The organism is Vibrio sp. Vb1337 (genome assembly GCF_033338715.1).
Taxonomy (GTDB): domain Bacteria; phylum Pseudomonadota; class Gammaproteobacteria; order Enterobacterales; family Vibrionaceae; genus Vibrio; species Vibrio alginolyticus.
This window is the reverse complement of the sequence record NZ_JAWOTD010000010.1, coordinates 138,336-159,328: the sequence shown is the minus strand read 5'-3', so window position 1 is coordinate 159,328 and position 20,993 is coordinate 138,336. Positions and strand designations below refer to the sequence as shown.

The 20,993-nt window shown below is 44.4% G+C and carries 21 protein-coding genes; 7 read left to right on the top strand and 14 right to left on the bottom strand.

The window, feature by feature from the left end:
- Positions 1-122: 122 nt before the first annotated feature.
- The 11 genes from lpxD to rpsB form a co-directional block, all read right to left on the bottom strand.
- Entirely contained in the window at positions 123-1,154 is a 1,032-nt protein-coding gene (gene lpxD / locus R7E42_RS13410; RefSeq protein WP_005380347.1) for a UDP-3-O-(3-hydroxymyristoyl)glucosamine N-acyltransferase, read from the bottom strand.
- Positions 1,155-1,160: 6 nt separating this feature from the next.
- Positions 1,161-1,670: an OmpH family outer membrane protein gene (locus R7E42_RS13405; RefSeq protein WP_005391804.1), complete on the bottom strand. Its 510-nt coding sequence runs from the start codon at positions 1,668-1,670 to the stop codon at positions 1,161-1,163.
- Between the two features lie 13 nt (positions 1,671-1,683).
- On the bottom strand, positions 1,684-4,098 hold the full coding sequence (gene bamA, locus R7E42_RS13400) for an outer membrane protein assembly factor BamA (protein ID WP_005380335.1): 2,415 nt from the start codon (positions 4,096-4,098) through the stop codon (positions 1,684-1,686).
- Positions 4,099-4,142: 44 nt separating this feature from the next.
- On the bottom strand, positions 4,143-5,501 hold the full coding sequence (gene rseP, locus R7E42_RS13395; protein WP_005380334.1) for a sigma E protease regulator RseP: 1,359 nt from the start codon (positions 5,499-5,501) through the stop codon (positions 4,143-4,145).
- A complete protein-coding gene (gene ispC / locus R7E42_RS13390) occupies positions 5,501-6,706 on the bottom strand; it encodes a 1-deoxy-D-xylulose-5-phosphate reductoisomerase (RefSeq protein WP_054574847.1) in 1,206 nt (401 codons plus the stop codon). Before ispC ends, rseP begins: the two co-directional genes overlap by 1 nt.
- Before the next feature lie 50 nt (positions 6,707-6,756).
- Positions 6,757-7,599, bottom strand: coding sequence for a phosphatidate cytidylyltransferase (locus R7E42_RS13385; protein WP_005385351.1), 843 nt, complete (start codon positions 7,597-7,599; stop codon positions 6,757-6,759).
- Positions 7,600-7,611: 12 nt separating this feature from the next.
- The gene (locus tag R7E42_RS13380; RefSeq protein WP_318072748.1) at positions 7,612-8,367 is read right to left on the bottom strand and encodes an isoprenyl transferase; all 756 of its coding nucleotides are present in this window, start codon (positions 8,365-8,367) and stop codon (positions 7,612-7,614) included.
- Positions 8,368-8,463: 96 nt separating this feature from the next.
- A complete protein-coding gene (gene frr, locus R7E42_RS13375) occupies positions 8,464-9,021 on the bottom strand; it encodes a ribosome recycling factor (RefSeq protein WP_005380330.1) in 558 nt (185 codons plus the stop codon).
- A gap of 100 nt (positions 9,022-9,121) precedes the next feature.
- Positions 9,122-9,847 carry a UMP kinase gene (gene pyrH, locus R7E42_RS13370; protein ID WP_005380329.1) on the bottom strand — a complete coding sequence of 242 codons (726 nt, stop codon included), beginning with the start codon at positions 9,845-9,847 and terminating at the stop codon, positions 9,122-9,124.
- Between the two features lie 147 nt (positions 9,848-9,994).
- Complete coding sequence (gene tsf / locus R7E42_RS13365; RefSeq protein WP_005380328.1) at positions 9,995-10,840, bottom strand: translation elongation factor Ts; 846 nt, start codon at positions 10,838-10,840, stop codon at positions 9,995-9,997.
- A gap of 132 nt (positions 10,841-10,972) precedes the next feature.
- Positions 10,973-11,701 (bottom strand): 30S ribosomal protein S2, encoded by a 729-nt coding sequence (gene rpsB / locus R7E42_RS13360; protein ID WP_005380327.1) that lies wholly within the window; start codon positions 11,699-11,701, stop codon positions 10,973-10,975.
- Positions 11,702-12,086: 385 nt separating this feature from the next.
- Between rpsB and map the strand changes: the two genes are divergently transcribed.
- The 3 genes from map to R7E42_RS13345 all read left to right on the top strand — a co-directional run bounded on the left by map (position 12,087) and on the right by R7E42_RS13345 (position 16,224).
- Positions 12,087-12,965, top strand: coding sequence for a type I methionyl aminopeptidase (map, locus tag R7E42_RS13355; RefSeq protein ID WP_005380326.1), 879 nt, complete (start codon positions 12,087-12,089; stop codon positions 12,963-12,965).
- A gap of 108 nt (positions 12,966-13,073) precedes the next feature.
- The gene (glnD, locus tag R7E42_RS13350) at positions 13,074-15,698 is read left to right on the top strand and encodes a bifunctional uridylyltransferase/uridylyl-removing protein GlnD (protein ID WP_017636037.1); all 2,625 of its coding nucleotides are present in this window, start codon (positions 13,074-13,076) and stop codon (positions 15,696-15,698) included.
- A 142-nt stretch (positions 15,699-15,840) separates the two neighbouring features.
- Positions 15,841-16,224 carry a DUF3461 family protein gene (locus R7E42_RS13345; protein ID WP_005380322.1) on the top strand — a complete coding sequence of 128 codons (384 nt, stop codon included), beginning with the start codon at positions 15,841-15,843 and terminating at the stop codon, positions 16,222-16,224.
- Positions 16,225-16,314: 90 nt separating this feature from the next.
- Here R7E42_RS13345 and truC read toward each other — a convergent pair whose 3' ends face one another.
- Together truC and R7E42_RS13335 are read right to left on the bottom strand one after the other, a co-directional pair.
- Positions 16,315-17,085: a tRNA pseudouridine(65) synthase TruC gene (truC, locus tag R7E42_RS13340; protein WP_005380319.1), complete on the bottom strand. Its 771-nt coding sequence runs from the start codon at positions 17,083-17,085 to the stop codon at positions 16,315-16,317.
- Between the two features lie 4 nt (positions 17,086-17,089).
- Positions 17,090-17,404, bottom strand: coding sequence for a YqcC family protein (locus R7E42_RS13335; RefSeq protein WP_213871633.1), 315 nt, complete (start codon positions 17,402-17,404; stop codon positions 17,090-17,092).
- Positions 17,405-17,480: 76 nt separating this feature from the next.
- On the opposite strand from R7E42_RS13335, the gene R7E42_RS13330 reads away from it, so the two are divergent.
- On the top strand, positions 17,481-18,518 hold the full coding sequence (locus R7E42_RS13330; RefSeq protein WP_005380317.1) for a DUF3549 family protein: 1,038 nt from the start codon (positions 17,481-17,483) through the stop codon (positions 18,516-18,518).
- A 13-nt stretch (positions 18,519-18,531) separates the two neighbouring features.
- A complete protein-coding gene (locus R7E42_RS13325) occupies positions 18,532-18,831 on the top strand; it encodes a DUF3301 domain-containing protein (protein WP_005380315.1) in 300 nt (99 codons plus the stop codon).
- On the opposite strand, the gene R7E42_RS13320 is transcribed toward R7E42_RS13325, so the two are convergent.
- On the bottom strand, positions 18,791-19,276 hold the full coding sequence (locus R7E42_RS13320) for a GNAT family N-acetyltransferase (RefSeq protein WP_005380314.1): 486 nt from the start codon (positions 19,274-19,276) through the stop codon (positions 18,791-18,793). The genes R7E42_RS13325 and R7E42_RS13320 overlap by 41 nt on opposite strands.
- Before the next feature lie 932 nt (positions 19,277-20,208).
- Here R7E42_RS13320 and R7E42_RS13315 point away from each other — a divergent pair.
- Together R7E42_RS13315 and R7E42_RS13310 are read left to right on the top strand one after the other, a co-directional pair.
- Positions 20,209-20,502 carry a hypothetical protein gene (locus R7E42_RS13315; protein WP_005391777.1) on the top strand — a complete coding sequence of 98 codons (294 nt, stop codon included), beginning with the start codon at positions 20,209-20,211 and terminating at the stop codon, positions 20,500-20,502.
- A complete protein-coding gene (locus R7E42_RS13310) occupies positions 20,499-20,948 on the top strand; it encodes a YaiI/YqxD family protein (protein WP_005380310.1) in 450 nt (149 codons plus the stop codon). Before R7E42_RS13315 ends, R7E42_RS13310 begins: the two co-directional genes overlap by 4 nt.
- The last annotated feature ends 45 nt before the right edge of the window (positions 20,949-20,993 follow it).

Here is a 20,993-nt window from a genome sequence, read left to right as displayed (position 1 = left end):
AAATCTACTTAGAGCGCGTCATTATAGAAGAAAAAGACCCGCATTTCGCGAGTCTTCGTACAGAATATGGAACTAGAGCCTGTTAGCTTTCACGTTAAATACAGAGCGAAAGATAACTTGTTCTAAATTTCTTCTTTCTGTTCCAGCTGTTTTTCAACCGCTTTCAGGCGCTTATTCATCTCATCAATACGGTGAACTCGAGTTGCAGTTTTACGCCACTCTCTGTTCGTTTGTAGTGGAATACCTGATGAGTAAAGGCCTTTTTCTTCGATACTGCGCATTACCATGCCCATACCTGTAATCGCCACACCATCTGCGATAGTGATATGGCCATTCAGAACAGACGCGCCGCCAATCTGGCAGTACTTACCAATTTTTGTACTGCCCGCGACAATAGTACCACCAGGCATCACGGTACCATATCCGATCTGCACGTTGTGCGCGATTTGAAGTTGGTTATCCAGAATGACATTGTCTTCAATGATAGTATCTTCGAGTGCACCGCGGTCAATCGTAGTACAAGCACCAATCTCAACGCGGTTACCGATACGCACTGAACCAAGCTGAGGAATTTTGATCCACTCGCCTTTGTCATTCGCGTAACCGAAGCCATCAGAGCCAATGACGGTACCCGATTGAACGAGACAGTCATCACCCAATGACACTTCATGGTAGATAGTGACATTAGCCCAAAGCTTGGTGTTATTCCCTAGCTTGGCGTTCTTACCGATAAAACAACCAGCACCAACACTTACGTTGTCGCCGAGTTCCACGCCCGTTTCAATCACAGCGTTAGCGCCGATTGTAACGTTCTCACCCATCTTAACGTCAGCGGCAATCACAGCACTTGGTGCAATATCGTCTGCCGGTTTTGGTGTGGTATCCATCGCTTGAACCACACGAGCAAATGCGACATAAGGGTCTGAAACCACTAGCGCATTTCCAACGCATTGATCTTTATGCTCAGCCTTTACCATAACAACGGTAGCTTGGCACTCAGAAAGGTGTTTTGCGTATTTTGGGTTAGACAAGAAGGTTACGTCACCTTCTTGTGCTTTATCCATTGGAGCAACACGGCTTACAACGAGAGACTCGTCACCAAACAGCTCACCCCCGGTAATTGTCGCCAATTCGGCTAATGTTAATGTCTTCATAACTTCTTATTTTAGAGCTTTAATTACGTCTTCAGAAATATTGTATTCTGGCTTGCCGTACTGCAAAGCAGAGATATCAATCACAAGATCGTAACCATTTTTGTCTGCGACTTTCTTAACTGCATCTTGAATCGTTTTGAAAAGCTTCGCTTTTTCTTCAGCTTCACGACGCGCACTTGCTTTTTCAAGTGCTTGTGCTTTCACTTTGTACTCGCTGTCTAACTTCGCGATATCGATACGTAGCTTTTCAACTTCGTCTTGACCCAAAAGCTCACCGTCACGTTGTAGCTTCTCAATCTTTGTTTTAGCTTGGGCTTGGATTGACTTCAGTTCATCAGCTTTGCTTTTGAAGTCTTTCTGCATTTTTTGTAGTACAACTTCACGTTGAGGAAGAGCTTGAAAAACTTGAGCTGTATTTACGTAAGCAATTTTCTGTGCAGCTTCTGCCGCATTTGCAAACATTGAAGAGCTCAGTACAAGAAGGCCAATCCCAGCCGCTTTGATCATTTTATTCAAAATATTTTCCTCTTTAGAAAGTTCTACCGATAGTGAATGTGAAGAACTCTTCATCATCGCCATCAAATTTCTTAATTGGTTTCGCTAGTGAGAATACTAGTGGCCCCATTGGAGACATCCACTGCAACGCCGCACCGTAAGAAGAGCGGTAGTTGGTTGGATCTGAGTAATCGTAGTAGTAGTTAGCACCCGAAATGTTGCTATTTTCTCGGTAATCAAACTCGGTATCCCAAACACTTGCCATATCAAAGAAGATACTGGTACGAATTTGGTTTTGTACTTCCTCTGATGCGAACGGCGTTGGAACGATCAATTCAATACTTGCTAATGCGACTGCGTTACCACCCACTGAATCATCTGTCGCAATATCTGTACCATTGTTTGAGCCGGATGTATCGCGGTACACCGCTTTTGGACCAACAGAGTTTGAGCCAAAGCCACGAAGCGACGTAAAACCACCGGCGTAGTAGTTTTCATAGAATGGGAACAAGTTATCGTTACCATCCGTTTGACCGTAACCATTACCGTAACCTAAGCGGCCACGGAACAAGAGGGTAAACTCGTGCTTTTTAGTCAATGGCACATACTGGCGAACATCGTACTGCATTTTGAAGTATTGAACGTCAGAGCCAGGTACGGTCATTTTATAGAATGCACGCTGATGGTTACCTGCCGTAGGGAAATAGCCACGGTTTAAGTTATTACGTGTCCAAGAGATATTGAAGTCGAAGTCGTTCGTATTCAATGCCCCACTTGAATCTATATTATCTTTTTGCGCTTCTAAGAACTGCTCTACCTGCAAGTAAGGCGATAAGTTACCGATCTTGTTGTGCGTATAACCGACACCGAATTCAAAACGGTTCAACTCATCGAATGGGAAGCCCCACGTTAAGCTCGCGCCATAGCTTTCGTTGGTATAGTCAACGATATTGGCTTCTTTAGCTTCAAATTCGTTATAGAAAACCTTACCACCTAAGCTTACACCGTCTAAGTTCCAGTACGGATCACGGTAATCAAGACTGATGTTTTTCTGGTAGTCATTCATCATCGCGTTGATACCAACACGGTTACCGCTACCAATAAAGTTATCTTGTTGCAGGCCAACCTGGAAGCTCACACCCGATTCTGTACCGTAGCCAACACCGAAGTTAACGCTACCAGAGTTCGCTTCTTTGACAGAGTAAACTAGGTCAACTTGATCATCACTACCAGGAACTCGAACCGTCTGTACTTCAACATTTTCAAAGTAGCCCAAACGATTTAGACGAGTTTTACCCGTTTCAATCGATTTCGAGTTCAACCAACTGCCTTCCATCTGACGCATTTCACGACGAAGGACTTCATCTTTGGTTGAGTTATTACCCGTGAAGCGAATATCACGAACATAAATTCGGTTACCCGGGTCTACGTTAACGACCAAAGAAACTTCTTGATTCTCGTCGTCAAACTCTGGAATGGTATTCACTTGAGGATAAGCATAACCGGACTCACCAAGCACACGCTTAATCCCTTCTTCCATTGAAGTCACCAACGAGCCGTTGTATGTCTCATTGTCTTCAAATGGCACAAGTCTTTCGAACGTCGCTTCCTCACCAATCAAATCACCACGGAACTTCACGTCCTTAACGGTGTAAACCTCGCCCTCTTCTAGACCAAGAGTAATGTATACCCCTTTCTTGTCAGGAGAGATTGCAACTTGTGTCGAATCAACGTTAAATTTTAAGTAACCACGATCCAGATAGAATGATTTGAGTGCTTCAATATCACCTGCAAGAACTTGCTTTTGATACTTTTCATCAGAAAGGAAATTCCACCACGGCACATCAACATTTAAGTTAAAGCGCGAAAGCAGCTCTTCATCACTGAACACTTCATTACCGATAAAGTTGATTTGCTGAATTTTTGCCGACACACCTTCAGTAAAGACAAACTTAAGATCAGAACGATTACGTGGTAGTGGAGTCACCACCGCTTTTACTGTTGCGTTGTATTTACCTACGCTGTAGTAAAAGTCTTCTAAGCCTTTTTCAATGTTGCTTAGCGTGGTGCGGTCAAGCGCTTCACCTTCACGAACGCCAGACGCGTTCAGGTTTTCTTGTAGCTGCTCGTCCTTGATTGCTTTGTTACCTGAAAAAGAGATGCTTGCAATGGTAGGACGTTCTTTGACTTGAACCATCAGAACACCACCGTCACGCAACACTTTCACATCTTCAAAGTTACCAGATGCATACAGGGCGCGGATAATTTCTGCAACATCGCCTTGGCCAATGGTATCACCGACACGTACAGGCATTTTCAACAATGCAGCACCCAGTGCTACACGCTGCAATCCATCGATTTCAATATCTTGAACTACGAAGTTCTCTGCTCCATTTGCAGATACACTGGTCGCCAGTAAACTTGCAAATAGAATTCGCTTAATCGCCATACTTGTTCTAATTATTCCTTGCTACTGCTTTTGTCTCTGAACTATCACAGACGAGTAAAATCATTAAATAGCGCTAACGCCATGAGCGAGAAGATGATCGCACCACCAATTCTAAAGCCCATTTCCTGCACTTTCTCAGGAACAGGACGTCGAATGACTGCTTCAATTGCAAAAAACAACAAATGACCGCCATCCAACATTGGTAAAGGAACGAGATTAATAATACCTAGGTTAACACTAATTAGAGCCAGAAAACCTAAAAAGTAGACCAAACCATAATCTGCTGTCGCGCCTGCGCCTTTGGCTATTGATATTGGTCCACTCAGATTATTCAGACCAACGTCTCCAACAATCAGCTTCTTAAGCATGCTGATTGTCAAACCAATGACTTGGCCAGTTTTGTCTACTGCTTTACCTATTGACTCGAATACACCAAACTGAAGATCGAAGCGATAACTTTCTGGCCATTCTGCGACTTTAGGTGCAATACCTGCAAAACCAACGACTTCTTTGTTAGCTAGCTCACGGCTACCGGGCGTCAGCGTCAATGTTTGCTCATAACCCTGACGTAACACCGTCAATTCAAGCGGTGTATCAGGATTAGAACGAACCGCTTCAACCACTTGCTTCCATTCGGTTACGCGTTGTTGACCAATTGCGACAACCTCATCACCTGGAAGCACACCGGCTTTTTCCGCCGCTCCACCTTGCGAGACCTGCTCGATAACTCGATACACCTCCGGTGTATACGGAGCAAAACCTAACGACTGCATCGCTGACTGAGTTTCTGGGTCGAACTTCCACTCACGTAAATCGAGCGTTTTCGTTACTTCTGAACCAACTTCATTCGCTGACGTTAGTGTTACCGTCATCAAATCATCGCCAATATGAGAAATCAATCCCATATTTACTGATTCCCAATCCGGAGTTTTGATACCAGATATCGATTTAAGTTCCATTCCAGATTCAATTCCAGCTTCCGCAACAATCGAATTGGGCGTAACTTCACCAATTACAGGCTTAACAGCAGGGATACCAATTAGAAATACCAGCCAATAGGCAAAAATTGCGAAAAGAAAATTAAAGATGGGGCCAGCCGCAACAATAGAGGTTCGCTTCCATAACGGCTTCTTATCAAACGCTAGGTGCTTCTCATGTTCTGGCACCTCATCGACACGACTATCAACCATTTTCACATAGCCGCCGAGAGGGATCATTGAGATGCTGTACTCCGTTCCGTCTTTGCCTACTTTACTCCAAATAGACTTGCCGAAACCGATTGAAAACTTTTCAACTTTAACGCCGCAACGGCGAGCAACCCAAAAATGCCCAAATTCGTGCACGGCAACAAGAATGCCCAGTGCGACGATAAAAGAAATGAGATTCCACAATATACCAGTCATCAGCTACGCTCGCGTATGGTTTCTAGGGCAATAGTTCGTGCCATTCTATCTAGCTCGAGCAAGCTTTCCAAGCTATTCGCATTCTCAGCTTTGCAGCTTGCGTTGATTTTATTCAACACAGACTCATTGATGCGAGCAATATCGGTAAAACCTAGTCTGTTATTTAAAAATGCATCAACAGCGACTTCATTAGCTGCATTCAATGCTGTTGTTGCGTGTTGACCTTCATAACAAGCATCAATTGCGAGTTTTAAACATGGGTAACGAGCAAAATCAGGCTGCAAAAACGTCAGCTCACCAACTTTCGTGAAGTCTAGCGGCTTAACCCCAGCTTCCACTCTTGACGGGTATGACATGGTGAGCGCAATTGGCGTCGCCATATCCGCTTCTCCCATTTGTGCCAAGACCGAACCATCACGATACTGAACCATAGAATGAATTACCGATTGAGGATGAATAACCACCTTCAGTTGTTCGCGAGCAGCATTAAATAGCCACTTAGCTTCGATATACTCAAGGCCTTTATTCATCATCGTGGCAGAATCAACAGAAATTTTTGGCCCCATCGACCAGTTTGGATGAGCAATCGCCTGCGCGGGTGTCACCTGCTCCAGTTCTGCGATGTCAGTGTAACGGAAAGGACCACCAGATCCAGTCAACAAAATATGAGAAATGCCATGTTCTTGTAAATTGCAACGACCTAGATTGGTTTGTACTTGCTGTGGTAAACATTGGAAAATGGCGTTGTGTTCACTGTCGACGGGAAGTAGCTCTGCGCCAAATTCTTCTACAGCATCAATAAAAAGCTGGCCTGACATTACAAGTGCTTCTTTATTTGCCAACAAGACTCGCTTACCTGCTTTCACGGCAGCCATAGTAGGCAATAAGCCGGCTGCTCCTACAATAGCAGCCATTACACTGTCGACCTCGTCCAGCGAAGCAATATGGCATAGCGCATCAACACCACCTAGCACTTCGGTACTTGGTGAAACCGAGTGTAGCTCAGCTTGAAGTTGAGATGCCGCAGCTTTATCTGCCATGACCGCATATTTAGGTTGCCACTGACGACATAGACCGATCATCTTTTCAACGTTAGTGCTTGCCGCTAAGGCAACGACAGAAAACAGATCTGGGTTTTGTTCGACCACTTTAAGCGTGCTTGCACCAATTGATCCAGTAGCACCAAGAATCGTTAACTTTTGCATGTTGTAAGACCGTTAGAAAGCTCAGGAGCGACGACGCCGCTCCTGATAAATTAGAATACGTAGTAAAGAAGAGCAAAAACTGGGAATGCTGCGGTTAGGCTGTCGATACGATCTAGCACACCACCGTGCCCTGGGATAATGTTACTGCTGTCTTTAATGCCTGAGACACGTTTGAACATACTTTCAACCAGATCACCAAGCACTGAAATAACGACAGTCACTAGCGTAATCAGCACCATATGGACAGGGCTAGTGAACTGGATGTCGAACCAATCAGCAAATGCCCACGCTACGATTAATGCCGTGATAATGCCACCAATTAGCCCTTCAATGGTTTTATTGGGGCTTACATGAGGAGCCATCTTACGTTTGCCTAAGCTTTTGCCTGCAAAGTAGGCGCCGCTATCTGCAGCCCATACCAAGAAACAAACGTACAACACAAGCTTTGCGCCGTGGTATGGATCTACAGTGATGTCATACGCTCTGAGAATAATCACACTCCAAAGGAATGGGATTAATGTCAGAAAACCAAATACATGACGTAAAACAAAATTACTTTGCCAAGATTTCGTCGTTTTGGGGTAAGTAATCGCCATTAAGCTAGCAATAATCCACCAAACAAAACCAATACCCAAGACGACATAATGAGGTGTCGTTAAGTGATTGAGGCTATATGCATCAGGCGAGATGTATAGAAAACTAAGTCCGGTAATAATGATTGCCGGCACAAGGGCAGCAATGCGAGAGTTGCTTCCTGTAAACTGAGTCCACTCCCAAAAACCTAATAGCGTTATTGCAGTTAAAGCGGCAATAAAGCCCATTAGCGGTAATTTAAAAATGCCTAAAATAACCAGGGGAGCTAAAATTAGTGCTGTTATTATTCTCTGTTTCAAACTAACTAGTCCTTATTGAGCTGCCATCAATGCCTTTATTTGTTCACCTGTACAGCCAAAACGACGTTCTCGGTTGATAAACCAAGTCACAGCTTCTACCAAACTGTCTTCATCGAATTCTGGCCAGTACTCTGGTGTAAAGTACATTTCTGCATAAGCCATTTGCCACAACATAAAGTTGCTGATGCGGCACTCTCCACTGGTGCGAATTAAAAGATCCACTTCCGGTAGGTCTGCCATGGTCAAATGCTCAGTGATTAGCTGCTCATTGATATCCTCTACACGAATTTCACCGTTACGTGCTTTTAGCGCTAACGTTTTAGCAGCTTCTGTGATGTCCCATTTACCGCCATAGTTGGCTGCAATGTTGAGCACCATACCCGTGTTATCTGCCGTTAGGTTTTCTGCTTCTACAATTTTCTTTTGTAGACGCTCACTAAATCGACTGGTATCACCGATCACGCGCAACCGTAAGTTATTTTTGTGTAGTTTTTTTACTTCACTAGACAGGACCGTGATAAACAGTTCCATCAAAAGACCCACTTCTTCCTCCGGACGACGCCAGTTTTCACTACTAAAAGCAAACAGCGTCATGGCTCTAATGCCTAGTTTTGAAGCAGCAGCCACGGTCTTACGAACGGCACTAACGCCTTTTTTATGACCAAATACGCGAGGTTTTCCTTTGGACTTAGCCCAACGGCCATTACCGTCCATAATGATGGCAATATGCTTAGGAAGGGAATCAGAGAAGGCTTGAGAATTTTGCATAGGGAGTTAATTGAGTTCCATCAGTTGGATAGACTAACATAAAAAAACGCTGAGCTGTGAGCACAGCGTTTTCCAACAGTGATGTGTGTGGGAGTATTAAACTTCCATCAACTCTTTTTCTTTTGCAGCAAGAACTTCATCGATCTTCTTAACTGCAACGTCAGTTAGCTTTTGAATTTCGTCTTGTGCTTTACGGTCTTCATCTTCAGAGATTTCTTTATCTTTTAGAAGCGCTTTAAGATCGTTGTTTGCGTCACGACGGATGTTACGAACAGCAACACGACCACCTTCAGCTTCACCACGAACGATCTTAACTAGGTCTTTACGACGCTCTTCCGTTAGCGGTGGAAGTGGAACGCGGATGATAGTGCCAGCTGACATAGGGTTTAGACCAAGGTCAGACGTCATGATCGCTTTTTCTACTTTCGGCGTCAGCTCTTTATCAAAAACCGTGATTGCAAGTGTACGCGCATCTTCAGCAATAACGTTTGCTACTTGGTTTAGAGGTGTTGCTGCACCGTAGTATTCTACAGAAATACCAGATAGTAGGCTTGGGTGTGCACGACCTGTACGAATTTTAGAAAGGTTGTTCTTAAGCGCTTCAACGCTTTTATCCATGCGCTCTTGCGCGTCTTTTTTGATTTCGTTAATCACAGTTTCACCTTAAAAATGTCATCTTTCCTGAAGAAAGCCTAAAACGGTTGAGCAAAGCAAGCACCACCCTAACGCTTTGGAGTGGCACCTTAAGCCAAGCTTATTCGTTGATGAGCGTGCCTTCTGCTTCGCCCATAACCACGCGACGTAGTGCGCCTGGCTTGTTCATATTAAATACGCGGATTGGCATTTTGTGGTCACGAGCTAGCGTAAACGCCGCCAAGTCCATAACTTTCAGCTCTTTATCCAGAACTTCTGCATAAGATAGCTTATCATACAGCTCTGCGTCTGGGTTTGCTACAGGGTCAGCAGTAAATACACCATCAACTTTCGTCGCTTTTAGTACAACATCCGCTTCAATTTCGATACCACGTAAACAAGCAGCAGAATCCGTTGTAAAGAACGGGTTACCAGTACCAGCAGAGAAGATGACAACTCGGCCTTGGCGAAGCTCACGGATCGCATCAGCCCAATTATAGTCGTCACATACGCCTTTTAGAGGGATTGCAGACATAACGCGCGCATTTACGTATGCACGGTGAAGAGCATCACGCATCGCTAGGCCATTCATTACTGTAGCAAGCATACCCATGTGGTCACCAACTACGCGGTTCATACCAGCTTCAGCTAGGCCTGCACCACGGAACAAGTTACCGCCACCGATAACTACACCAACCTGAACACCCAGTTCAACCAGTTCTTTAACTTCTTGTGCCATACGATCAAGGACCGCAGGATCAATACCAAAACCGTCTTCACCTTGAAGAGCTTCACCACTCAGTTTTAATAGAATACGTTGATACGCTGGTTTAGGGTTCGTAGTCATGGAGTTTACCTTCCAAAGAGAGTTGTTGATTAACAGTCATGAATAGACACAACTTCAGTTATGGCTATTCATCACGGCTAATCGTTCACTGCTCATAAAAAGACCGTAGCCTTGGCTACGGTCTAATCTTTATACAGTCTCTAAGGATTAACCTTTTTGAGCTGCTGCAACTTCTTCAGCGAAGCTCATTTCTTCTTTCTTCTCGATACCTTCACCTACTTCTAGGCGAACGAACGTAGAAACTGAAGCGCCTTTTTCTTTCAGCATTTCGCCTACAGTTTTCTTAGGCTCCATGATGAAAGCTTGACCTGTTAGAGAGATCTCGCCAGTGAATTTCTTCATGCGGCCAACAACCATCTTCTCAGCGATTTCAGCAGGCTTGCCTTCGTTCATTGCGATTTCAACTTGAACCGCTTTCTCTTTTTCTACTACGTCAGCTGGTACGTCTTCTGGGTTAACGAACTCTGGCTTAGAAGCAGCAACGTGCATTGCAACGTGCTTAAGAGTTTCTGCGTCGCCTTCACCAGCAACAACAACACCGATTTTCTCACCGTGACGGTAAGAAGCGATTGCAGTGCCTTGAACGTATTCTACGCGACGGATAGTGATGTTTTCACCAATTTTAGCTACTAGAGCTACACGTGCGTCTTCGAATTGTGCTTGTAGTTCTTCAACAGAAGCTTTTGAAGCTAGAGCTGCAGCTGCAACTTCTTCTGCGAATGCAGTGAAGTTACCGTCTTTAGCAACGAAGTCAGTTTGGCAGTTAACTTCAAGAAGAACAGCAACGCCGTTTTCTTCTTTGATGATGATTGCGCCTTCAGCTGCAACGTTACCAGCTTTCTTAGCTGCTTTCGCTGCGCCAGATTTACGCATGTTTTCAATTGCTAGTTCGATGTCAGCGTTTGCTTCTACAAGCGCTTTCTTACATTCCATCATGCCAGCGCCAGTACGCTCGCGAAGTTCTTTAACTAGAGCAGCAGTTACAGTTGCCATTCTGTCTTCCTCGTTTGATTCGAAATAAGGTAAAAAACAGGGGCCTAACATTGTCGGCCCCCATTGCTAACTATAACTTAGTTTATGCTACACAAAGGTTTCACATAGACCAAGTGTGACACAGAGCCGCTATTATTCAGCTTCTACGAAACCGTCTTTTTCAGCAACTGCAGCTACGTCTTTGTTACGACCTTCAGATACTGCTGAAGCAGCAGCGTTCAGGTATAGCTGTACAGCGCGGATCGCGTCGTCGTTACCTGGGATTACGTAGTCAACGCCGTCTGGGTTAGAGTTAGTATCTACCACAGCGTATACTGGAATACCTAGGTTGTTAGCTTCTTTAATTGCAATGTGTTCGTGATCAGCGTCGATTACGAATAGAGCGTCTGGTAGGCCGCCCATGTCTTTGATACCACCAAGAGATTTCTCTAGCTTCTCCATTTCGCGAGTACGCATTAGAGCTTCTTTCTTAGTTAGTTTGTCAAAAGTACCGTCTTGAGATTGAGTCTCTAGTTCTTTTAGACGCTTGATAGACTGACGAACTGTTTTGTAGTTTGTAAGCATACCGCCTAACCAGCGGTTGTTTACGTAAAACTGGTTGCTTGCGATTGCAGCTTCTTTAACAGCTTCAGATGCAGCGCGCTTAGTACCTACGAATAGAACCTTACCTTTCTTCTCGCCAACTTTAGCTAGTTCAGCTAGAGCGTCGTTGAACATTGGTACAGTTTTTTCTAGGTTGATGATATGAACTTTGTTACGAGCGCCAAAGATGAATGGCTTCATTTTTGGGTTCCAGTAACGAGTCTGGTGACCGAAGTGAACACCAGCTTTTAGCATATCGCGCATTGATACAGTTGCCATTTTAAAATCCTCTATGGGGTTAGGCCTCCACATTCCCCATAACTCCGACCAAGCTTCTGCTCAGCACCCCGGAATATGTGACGGAATGTGTGTGATTTAAAGATAAAAGGTTATTCGGATGAAGCTTGCTTCGCCGCTTAACTTTGCTAAGCGAAGAGAACAGTCCTCTATTCCGGCGCGCTTTATACCATATTTTAGCTCACTGTGGCTAGTAAAAATTATTTCTTCACCGTGCCACTTTCTCTTATTTTATAAGCAAAACTTTAAACATATGATCGAATTAAGAATGATGCATATTCCTATCTAACTTGGGTTAACGCCCCGATGTCTGATAGAATGCGGCCATTCGCACGTTTACGTGCTTAGGAATAAGTAGAGAAAGCCAATGTCAATCAAGATTAAAACTGCTGAAGAAATAGAACGCATGCGCATTGCGGGCAAGCTAGCCGCAGAGATTCTAGAAATGATCGAACCACACATCAAAGTTGGTGTGACGACAGAAGAGTTAAACAAAATCTGTCATGAGTACGCTCTAGAAAAAGGCGCATACTCTGCTCCGCTTGATTACCATGGTTTCCCTAAGTCGATCTGTACTTCAATCAACCATATCGTATGCCACGGTATTCCAGCGGAAAAAGACGAAATCGGTAGCAACGGCCAAATGAAGCCAGCGGTACTAAAAGATGGTGACATCTTAAACGTTGATATTACCGTAATCGTTCCAAATGATGAGAATGCCGATCTGAGCGTGCGTCCTCAGGGTTACCATGGTGACACTTCTAAGATGTTCCTAGTCGGTGATGTTTCGCCTGCAAACAAACGTCTATGCATGGTAGCTCAAGAAGCACTGTATGTTGGTATGCGTACCGTTAAGCCAGGTTCAACAGTTGGCGACATCGGTACAGCTATCGAGAAGTACATCAAAGAGAACAACAAGAACAATCCTCGCAACAAGTTTTCTATTGTAAAAGACTTCTGTGGTCACGGTATCGGCGATGAGTTCCATGAAGAACCACAAGTGGTTCATTACAAGAACAAAGACCGCCGCGTATTAAAAGAAGGCATGTGCTTTACTATTGAGCCGATGATTAACGCTGGTAAATTTGGTTGCTCTGTTGATGCACAAGATGACTGGACTGTTTACACGGGCGACGGCAAGAACTCTGCGCAATGGGAACATACCATTGTTGTAACAAAAGAAGGTTGTGAAGTACTGACGCTTCGTAGCGACGATACGATTCCTCGCCTAATGAAAAACGCGTAAAGCTGACGACCACTCGTTGTTTACTATATCCCTGCTTCGGCGGGGATATTTTTTATCTGCCGCAAATTTGTTAGATTGTTATTAGATTAGCTTGCACGGATGGCAAATATGACACTTCAGTCCCCTCTTACCTTTTCCGATGAACAAATCAATATCGGTGAACTCAAACAAGAATTAGAGAAGTTTAGCTCTAATCAAAACCAAGAGTTTCTCAATCATCATCCGGTAACAAGCTTGGTTTTAGCCAGAGCTGAATATATGGATCTGCTTCTCAATCGTTTGTGGCAACATTTTGGTTTCAAGGATATTTACAACATTTCCCTAGTTGCCGTTGGTGGCTACGGACGCGGTGAGCTGCATCCACTCTCCGATATCGATATTTTGATTCTGTCGAACAATAAACTGCCAACCGCGTTAGAAGCAAAAATCAGCGAATTCATTACGCTGTTGTGGGATTTAAAACTCGAGGTCGGACACGCTGTTCGCACCGTTACTGAATGTGCTGAAATTGGTAAAGCCGATCTAACGGTCGCGACAAACCTGCAAGAAGCGCGATTGCTGTGTGGAAGCGAGGACACCTTTCAGGCACTGAAGAAAGTCGTGTTATCAGACTCCTTCTGGCCAAGTGAGACGTTTTACCGCGCTAAAATTCAAGAGCAGCGCGAACGCCATGCACGTTACCACGACACGACCTACAACTTAGAACCGGACATTAAATCAACCCCTGGCGGGCTACGCGATATTCATACATTAAGCTGGGTCGCTCGACGTCACTTTGGTGCGACTTCATTGTTGGAAATGAGCCGATACGGATTTTTAACTGACGCAGAATACCGAGAATTAGTTGAATGTCAGGACTTCCTTTGGCGAGTACGTTTCGCTCTGCACATGGAGCTTCGCCGCTATGACAACCGCTTGACCTTTGCTCATCAAGCACAAGTTGCGGAAAATCTAGGCTACGTCGGAGAAGGCAACCGAGGCGTAGAAATGATGATGAAAGAGTTCTACCGCACGCTTCGTCGTGTGGCAGAGCTCAATAAAATGCTACTCAAACTCTTTGACCAAGCGATCATTAATGGTGGGGCGACAGAAAGTGCCGAGATTCTCGATACGGACTTTCAACGTCGCGGTTCTTTAATTGAAGCGCGGAAACCCGCATTGTTCCAAGCTCGCCCAGAAACTATTCTGGATATGTTCTTACATATTGCTAACGACTCAACTATTGAAGGGGTGAGCCCACCAACGCTGCGTCAACTGCGCACCGCTCGCCGTCGGCTCAACAAGTTTTTGCACACTATTCCTGCTGCACGTGAAAAGTTCATGGCGTTATGTCGTCACCCTAATGCTCTGCACAAAGCATTCAGTCTCATGCACCGATTAGGGGTTATGGCGGCCTATTTACCGCAATGGAGTCAGATTGTTGGTCAAATGCAGTTTGACTTGTTCCATGCCTACACAGTTGATGAACACAGTATTCGCTTACTTAAACACATCAACACTTTTAGTGACCCAGAAAATCATGCGAAGCACCCTATTTGCTGTGACGTCTACCCACGGATGCAAAAGAAAGAGCTGCTGATTATTGCCGCTATTTTCCATGATATCGGGAAAGGTCGTGGCGGCGATCACTCGATTATCGGTGAAGGAGAAGCGTACGACTTCTGCATTGAGCATGGTTTATCGAAGCCCGAAGCGAAACTTGTCGCTTGGTTGGTAAGACATCATCTATTAATGTCTGTCACCGCACAGCGCCGAGATATTTATGATCCTGATGTCATTACCGAGTTTGCCAAAAAAGTCAGAGACGAAGAATCTCTCGATTATCTTGTATGCCTGACAGTTGCAGATATTTGTGCAACCAACCCAGAACTTTGGAATGCTTGGAAACGAACTTTACTTGCGGAGCTGTATTACTCCACACAACGTGCTTTACGTAGAGGCCTAGAGAACCCTGTCGATGTGCGTGAGCGAATTCGCCACAATCAACAAATGGCCTCCGCAATGCTGCGCAAAGAGGGGTTTGCCGCGCGCGAAATTGAAGTATTGTGGCAACGCTTCAAAGCTGACTACTTCCTTCGTCATACCCATACGCAAATCGCGTGGCACTGCGAACACTTACTTCGCATGGAAGATCCGACTAAGCCTTTGGTGTTGATCAGTAAAAAAGCCACTCGTGGCGGCACTGAGGTGTTTGTATATACGAAAGACCAGCCTGCTTTATTTGCGACAGTCGTGGCGGAGTTAGATAGGCGTAATTTTAATGTACACGACGCGCAAATCATGACCAGCAAAGATGGGCACGTGATTGATACCTTTATGGTACTCGATCAACATGGCGAAGCGATCGATGAGTCTCGTCACGCGGCGGTGATTAAACACCTCACCCATGTACTGGAGGCGGGCCGACCAACCAAGATTAAAACGCGCCGTACTCCGAACAAACTTCAGCACTTTAATGTGAAAACCAAAGTCGACTTCTTACCAACCAAAGGTAAAAAACACACTTTAATGGAGTTTGTCGCGCTAGACACACCAGGGCTGTTGGCCAAAGTAGGCCGTACGTTTGCTGATTTAAATATCAACCTTCACGGTGCCAAAATCACCACCATTGGTGAGCGAGCAGAAGACTTGTTTATTTTAACCAGTGATGCAGGAGGAAGATTAAGTGAAGAACAGCAAGATGAGCTAAGAGAGAGATTGATCGAAAAGTTATCTGATGAGGTCGCAGCTTAGATAAAACCTGCCAATCTTTTCGGTTCAGGGCGAGAGCGATCTTGCCCACAAGTTAAGCATTTTGGCTAAATATCAGCTATCTAGCTCATACATAGGCTGCTACAGTTATATCAATATCAATTCGATGTAATAGAGGTAGCCTATGTATCCCCACCTCACTGGTTTGGGTATTCACGACCCTAAGCAGATTGAACGTTATTCCCTACGCCAAGAAGCACACAAAGACGTACTCAAGATCTATTTCCACAAGCAAAAAGGCGAACTATTCGCTAAAAGCGTTAAATTCAAATACCCACGCCAAATCAAAAATGTTCTTGTTGATAGTGGCAGTCACAAATATAAAGAAGTAACGGAAATCAACCGTAACCTCACATTAGTCATTGATGAACTGAATAAAATCACTAAGCCAACGAAACAACCTGAGGTTGATGTCAAAGAGAAAATTCTCTCAGACCTTCGTCATTTAGAAAAAGTCGTTTCGAGCAAGATCGCAGAGATCGAGGCGGATCTCGAAAAACTAAAGTAAAACGTTAAGTCTTAAATATTAAAAAGGGTTAGCATTGATGCTAACCCTTTTTATTTGTACCCAATCATTATCTAGATCTAACTGCACCGATTATCGGTTAATCATCGATTCATCCCACTCAAATCGAGTAAACAATTGCTGCCAAGTTTCATCAAGATTGGCCGTCATAACAATCTCTTGATCGGTAAATGGATGGACGAACCGTAACTCTGAAGCATGCAGTAGCAGACGATGAGATTCAAACTCTGTGCGATACAGCTTGTTGTGCTTTCCATCCCCGTGCGTTGTATCACCCACGATCGGATGGCGTAGATGTGCCATATGACGACGAAGTTGGTGCTTACGCCCCGTTTTAGGTTTCATCTCAACTAAGCAATAACGCGTTGTAGGAAATTTACCCGTCGAATAGGGAACCTCCACTTTAGCCAGCGGCTTATATTCCGTCACCGCTTCTTGCGCTTCTTTTTCTTGTGAAGCGAACTTATCAGCAATCTTGTCTAACTCGACTTTGAGCGCGTAATCCAATACGCCCTCTTCCTCAATCCAACCGCGTACTATTGCGTGGTATGTCTTTTCCATTTTATGTTCAGCAAACATCGGCATGACTTGTGATGCGACTTCACTCGACAACGCAAACACAAGCACACCAGATGTTGGACGATCCAGACGATGCAATGGGAACACATGCTGACCAATTTGGTCGCGCAAAGTTTGCATGACAAACTGAGTTTCGTGTTTATCTAACCAACTGCGATGCACTAACATGCCTGCAGGCTTATTGACCGCTACAAAATATTCATCCTGATAAACGATCTCCAGCTCAACTGGTTCTGAAGATCGCGTTAGTTCTTGTTCTAGCATTCGTTTACTTACACAGTTCGTCAATGGTTCGGATTGTAACAAGCAGCTCGGCGAACTGCGGTTCCTGCTTCCACGCTTCTGAAAAATAGGGCTCGAGAGAAAACCCTCTTGGCAGTGGTTGGTTATTTTTCACTAGTGCGTGCATTCTGGCTATAAAAATCCACTGCAACCATTCATGAGGGTGCAATGTATCAATCGCAAATGGCTCTGTACTTTGTAAGGCTTGCTCTGAAGGCATAGTATATTGCCATAAGTTATGCTCTCTAAGCTGCGCTTCAAGTTGGTGAAGTAAGTCGACCAATTGAGTATTTGTTACCATTAATTCTATCTCGAACCTTGAATTAGCCGAGAATGATACCATTTCTTGTGAAAAGAACGTTAGGACGTCGTATTTAATGGAAAACATTCAAACCCTCACTCAACTGTTGAACAACAGCCACTGTGATTATCAAATCTTCGATCTTGGTCGCCGTATCAAAACCATCGCTAAGAAAGAGTTTACCGATGTAGAAAAAGGTCAAGCACCTTACCCATTTCCAATGCAGCGTAAAGCACACCTTGCCATCGCTTATTGGAATGAACAAAAGCAACCTTGGATTTGGTTTCTAAAGTTTGAATTGGACGAGCGCGGTTTGTTAAAGCAAGCGGATATCGGCAATTTCATTAAATACGTCGTGGAGGCTATGGGAACACGCCTCAATGATGATATCACTGAAGAGCAACAACAAAAGCTGTCTAACAACCCATACACTTTCAAACCTTCCGAAGATAAAATGGCCGTGTTTCATAGCCAGGTCCGCGCAAACCTCAATCTTCCTACCAGCCAATATTACGAGCATACCCAGCATTACTTCTCTGGAGGTTTAGGCTGGGATAATTGGCAAACTGTAGGTCTGCAAGGTATCACAGACATAGCCGCTCGCCTGGACAAAGAGCAAAACGGGGTAATGATACGCAAAGCGTTGAACCACCTACCAAATGAGCCACTTTATGCCCTATTAGGTGCGCTTGAGCACGTAGAGCTTCAAGAGCGTTTAGCAGAACGTATCGCGGAAAAGGCACAGCAAGAAATCGCAAGTAGCGAACCTGATCTCTTCCTACTTTCAGCACTTATCCGAGCCCTTGCTGGTGCACCAACAGAAGTCGCCTCTCCAGTATTAGATGCGATATTGCATAGCCCTCGTTTAAGCCATCAGGAGGTATTGATTGGTGTGGCGGGTCGCGCTTGGCACTTACTCGCCAATGAAAAGGTAGCAGAACAGTTTTTGCTGCGTTTAGCTCAAACCGGTAATCAAGCCCTATTTAATCAGTTATTTGCCGATTTAGTGATGCTGCCAGAGTTAAGGATGGTGTTATTGCCTTTACTGCATTCAAATCCATCAGAGGAACTAGCAAATGCGCTAGTAAGCTTACAACAAACAACAAAAAGCTAAGAAAGGTTCAGGAATGATTGGTGATCTTTTAGCAATTTTAGGGCTCTGCTTTTTCTGTTACCTGTTTTGGCAACAGCGTCGCCAAGCCGAACTCGCAAAAGCGGCCATCACGCGTAAATGTGAGCAATTGGATCTCCAATTAATCAGCATCGCCTTTGGTGCCCATAAACTAAAAACGCCAGACGGAGTCTGGCGTTGGCATACGGTGTATCAATTTGAGTTTTCATCTCTTGGTGACGATTGCTACCAAGGAGAGTTAACCATGGTCGGTTTCAGGCCGCAGAACTTTCACCTACCACCGCATCGCTTGTAAATTCCATTTCAAAGTAAGGACCATATATATCCTTACTTTCTTTTGTTTCAACAAATCCCAGCTTTTTCAGTACTGCCATAGAAGCTTGATGATTGCTATTCACGTTAGCTTTCACCTTATTCAAGCCCAATTCACGGCACGCTTTGGGGAAAAATGCTTTTAGTGCTTCTGTTGCTAACCCTTTACCCCAATATGATTTATCAAAAATAAACCCTAATTCAGGTTCGGAATCGAGATTAGCAATGAACACGTGCCCCATATAGTCACGACTGGTGCTCTCTAGCACTGCCATACTATAAATGTTCTCATCATCCAGTATTTTCTCAAACATCTGTTTGGCAGACGCAACTGTATACGGACCATTCAATTCAGCACGGTTTTTCGCACAGCAATTCAGCATGACGAATTCTAGTTGCAACGACTCATTGTAGGGTAGAAGAAGCATTCTTCTGGTTACTATGGCCACATCTGTTCCTTGATTACAACAAACTTAATCTATCCGCAGATCACAAACTCGATGAGCTGAACATGCTCAATGATTGCGGGCATAACACCTTGTAGAGAAGCCGAAAGTTAAACCAACTGGTTGGAAAGGATATTGATCTGAGTTGTTTTTTATTAAGTGTTATTAGGAATTTATATATTTTGTGATATTGATATCCCCAAGTAACATCGAGATGCTTAATTCAATGAGAACACTGGATATCTTTTTTGTATAAGAAAGACCCCGACACATAAGTATCGGGGTCATGGTCTTACTCGCAGCAGTCCGGCTACTAAAAGTGCTCCATGCATCATCCATAATAGTGGCTGATTCCGTCAGCTTATTCCTTACGTCGCCGTCCTAGCGGTGTCCTTATCATCCTGACTGCTAACATTCCTCGTTAGCACACGTCACTTGTTCCTTGAGCGGTGTCCCTTGCATCTTCCTGATGCTGTCCGTAACCTCAATCCTAGAGGGGTCCATTGTCTATCCTTAGTCATCAACATCCTATTGATGATCGTATCCTTACAATGTCCTACGCTCCATGCTTGATTAATCATCCTGACCAACCAAATCGTCTTCCTGACGATAACCAAATCCTTGGTGCTTTCCTGTTCCATGTCTGCTTCCTGCTGACAACTCTCAATTTACGCCTTTTCCAAAAATAGACAATCTATCTAAGATAAATATTTGGCTCTCACATTGGTTAATAAGTTGTTAAATCATTATTTATCATAAACTTAAGCTCTTTATCTTCTCTTTTTCCGCTTACGAAATCGTTTTCTCTCACAACCTATGTAAGAGATCTCTCACACTACACTCTCCAAAATGCCATTCGCCAAATCAGCGCACTCAACGTATGATGATAGATATATCGTTGTTAAGGATTAAAAATGTTAACTCAAGACGTTACTAAAGAATTAGAAGCGGCAATGGAACAGTTGCAACAACAAGGAAAAGAGCCAACCGTAGCGTTAGTGAAAGCACGCTTGAAAACGCCAGTTCCAATGCCAGCATTAATCACCGCAATAAAAAGTTGGAAGAGTGCTCAACGCGTACCCAAGGTTGAAATCGCAGCACAACACCACACCGATAATGATCGTCTTGAAGCCCTAGAGCGCACCGTAAAAATGCTAGCCATTCGTATTGAAGAGTTAGAAGCGAAACTCAGTGAGAAATCATCATGAAGTTATGGGTAGATGCAGACGCGTGTCCAAAAGTTATTCGCGAAACCATTGTGCGTGCCGCCGAGCGTACGGGGATTGAATGTACGTTTGTCGCTAACCACGTTGTCCCTGTGCCGAAAAGAGACAACATCCACTCGCTGCAAGTCCCTGCGGGATTTGACATCGCAGACAACGAAATCGTCAAGCGTGTGGAAGCCAACGATTTGGTGATCACGTCAGATATTCCGCTTGCAGATGAGGTTATCTCTAAAGGCGCTCAAGCCCTCAGTTCTCGTGGCGAGCTCTATACAAAAGACACCATCAAAGCTCGCCTAAATATCCGCGACTTTATGGAAACCATGCGTTCAAGCGGAATTCAGACAGGTGGGCCCGCCGCGCTTTCTCAAACCGATCGACGCGAATTTGCAAACCATTTGGATCGTATTTTGGCGAAATTTAAGAAGTAACCCTCACTCTATTCATATTGAGCCAGCAAATCAAAGCCTGGCTCA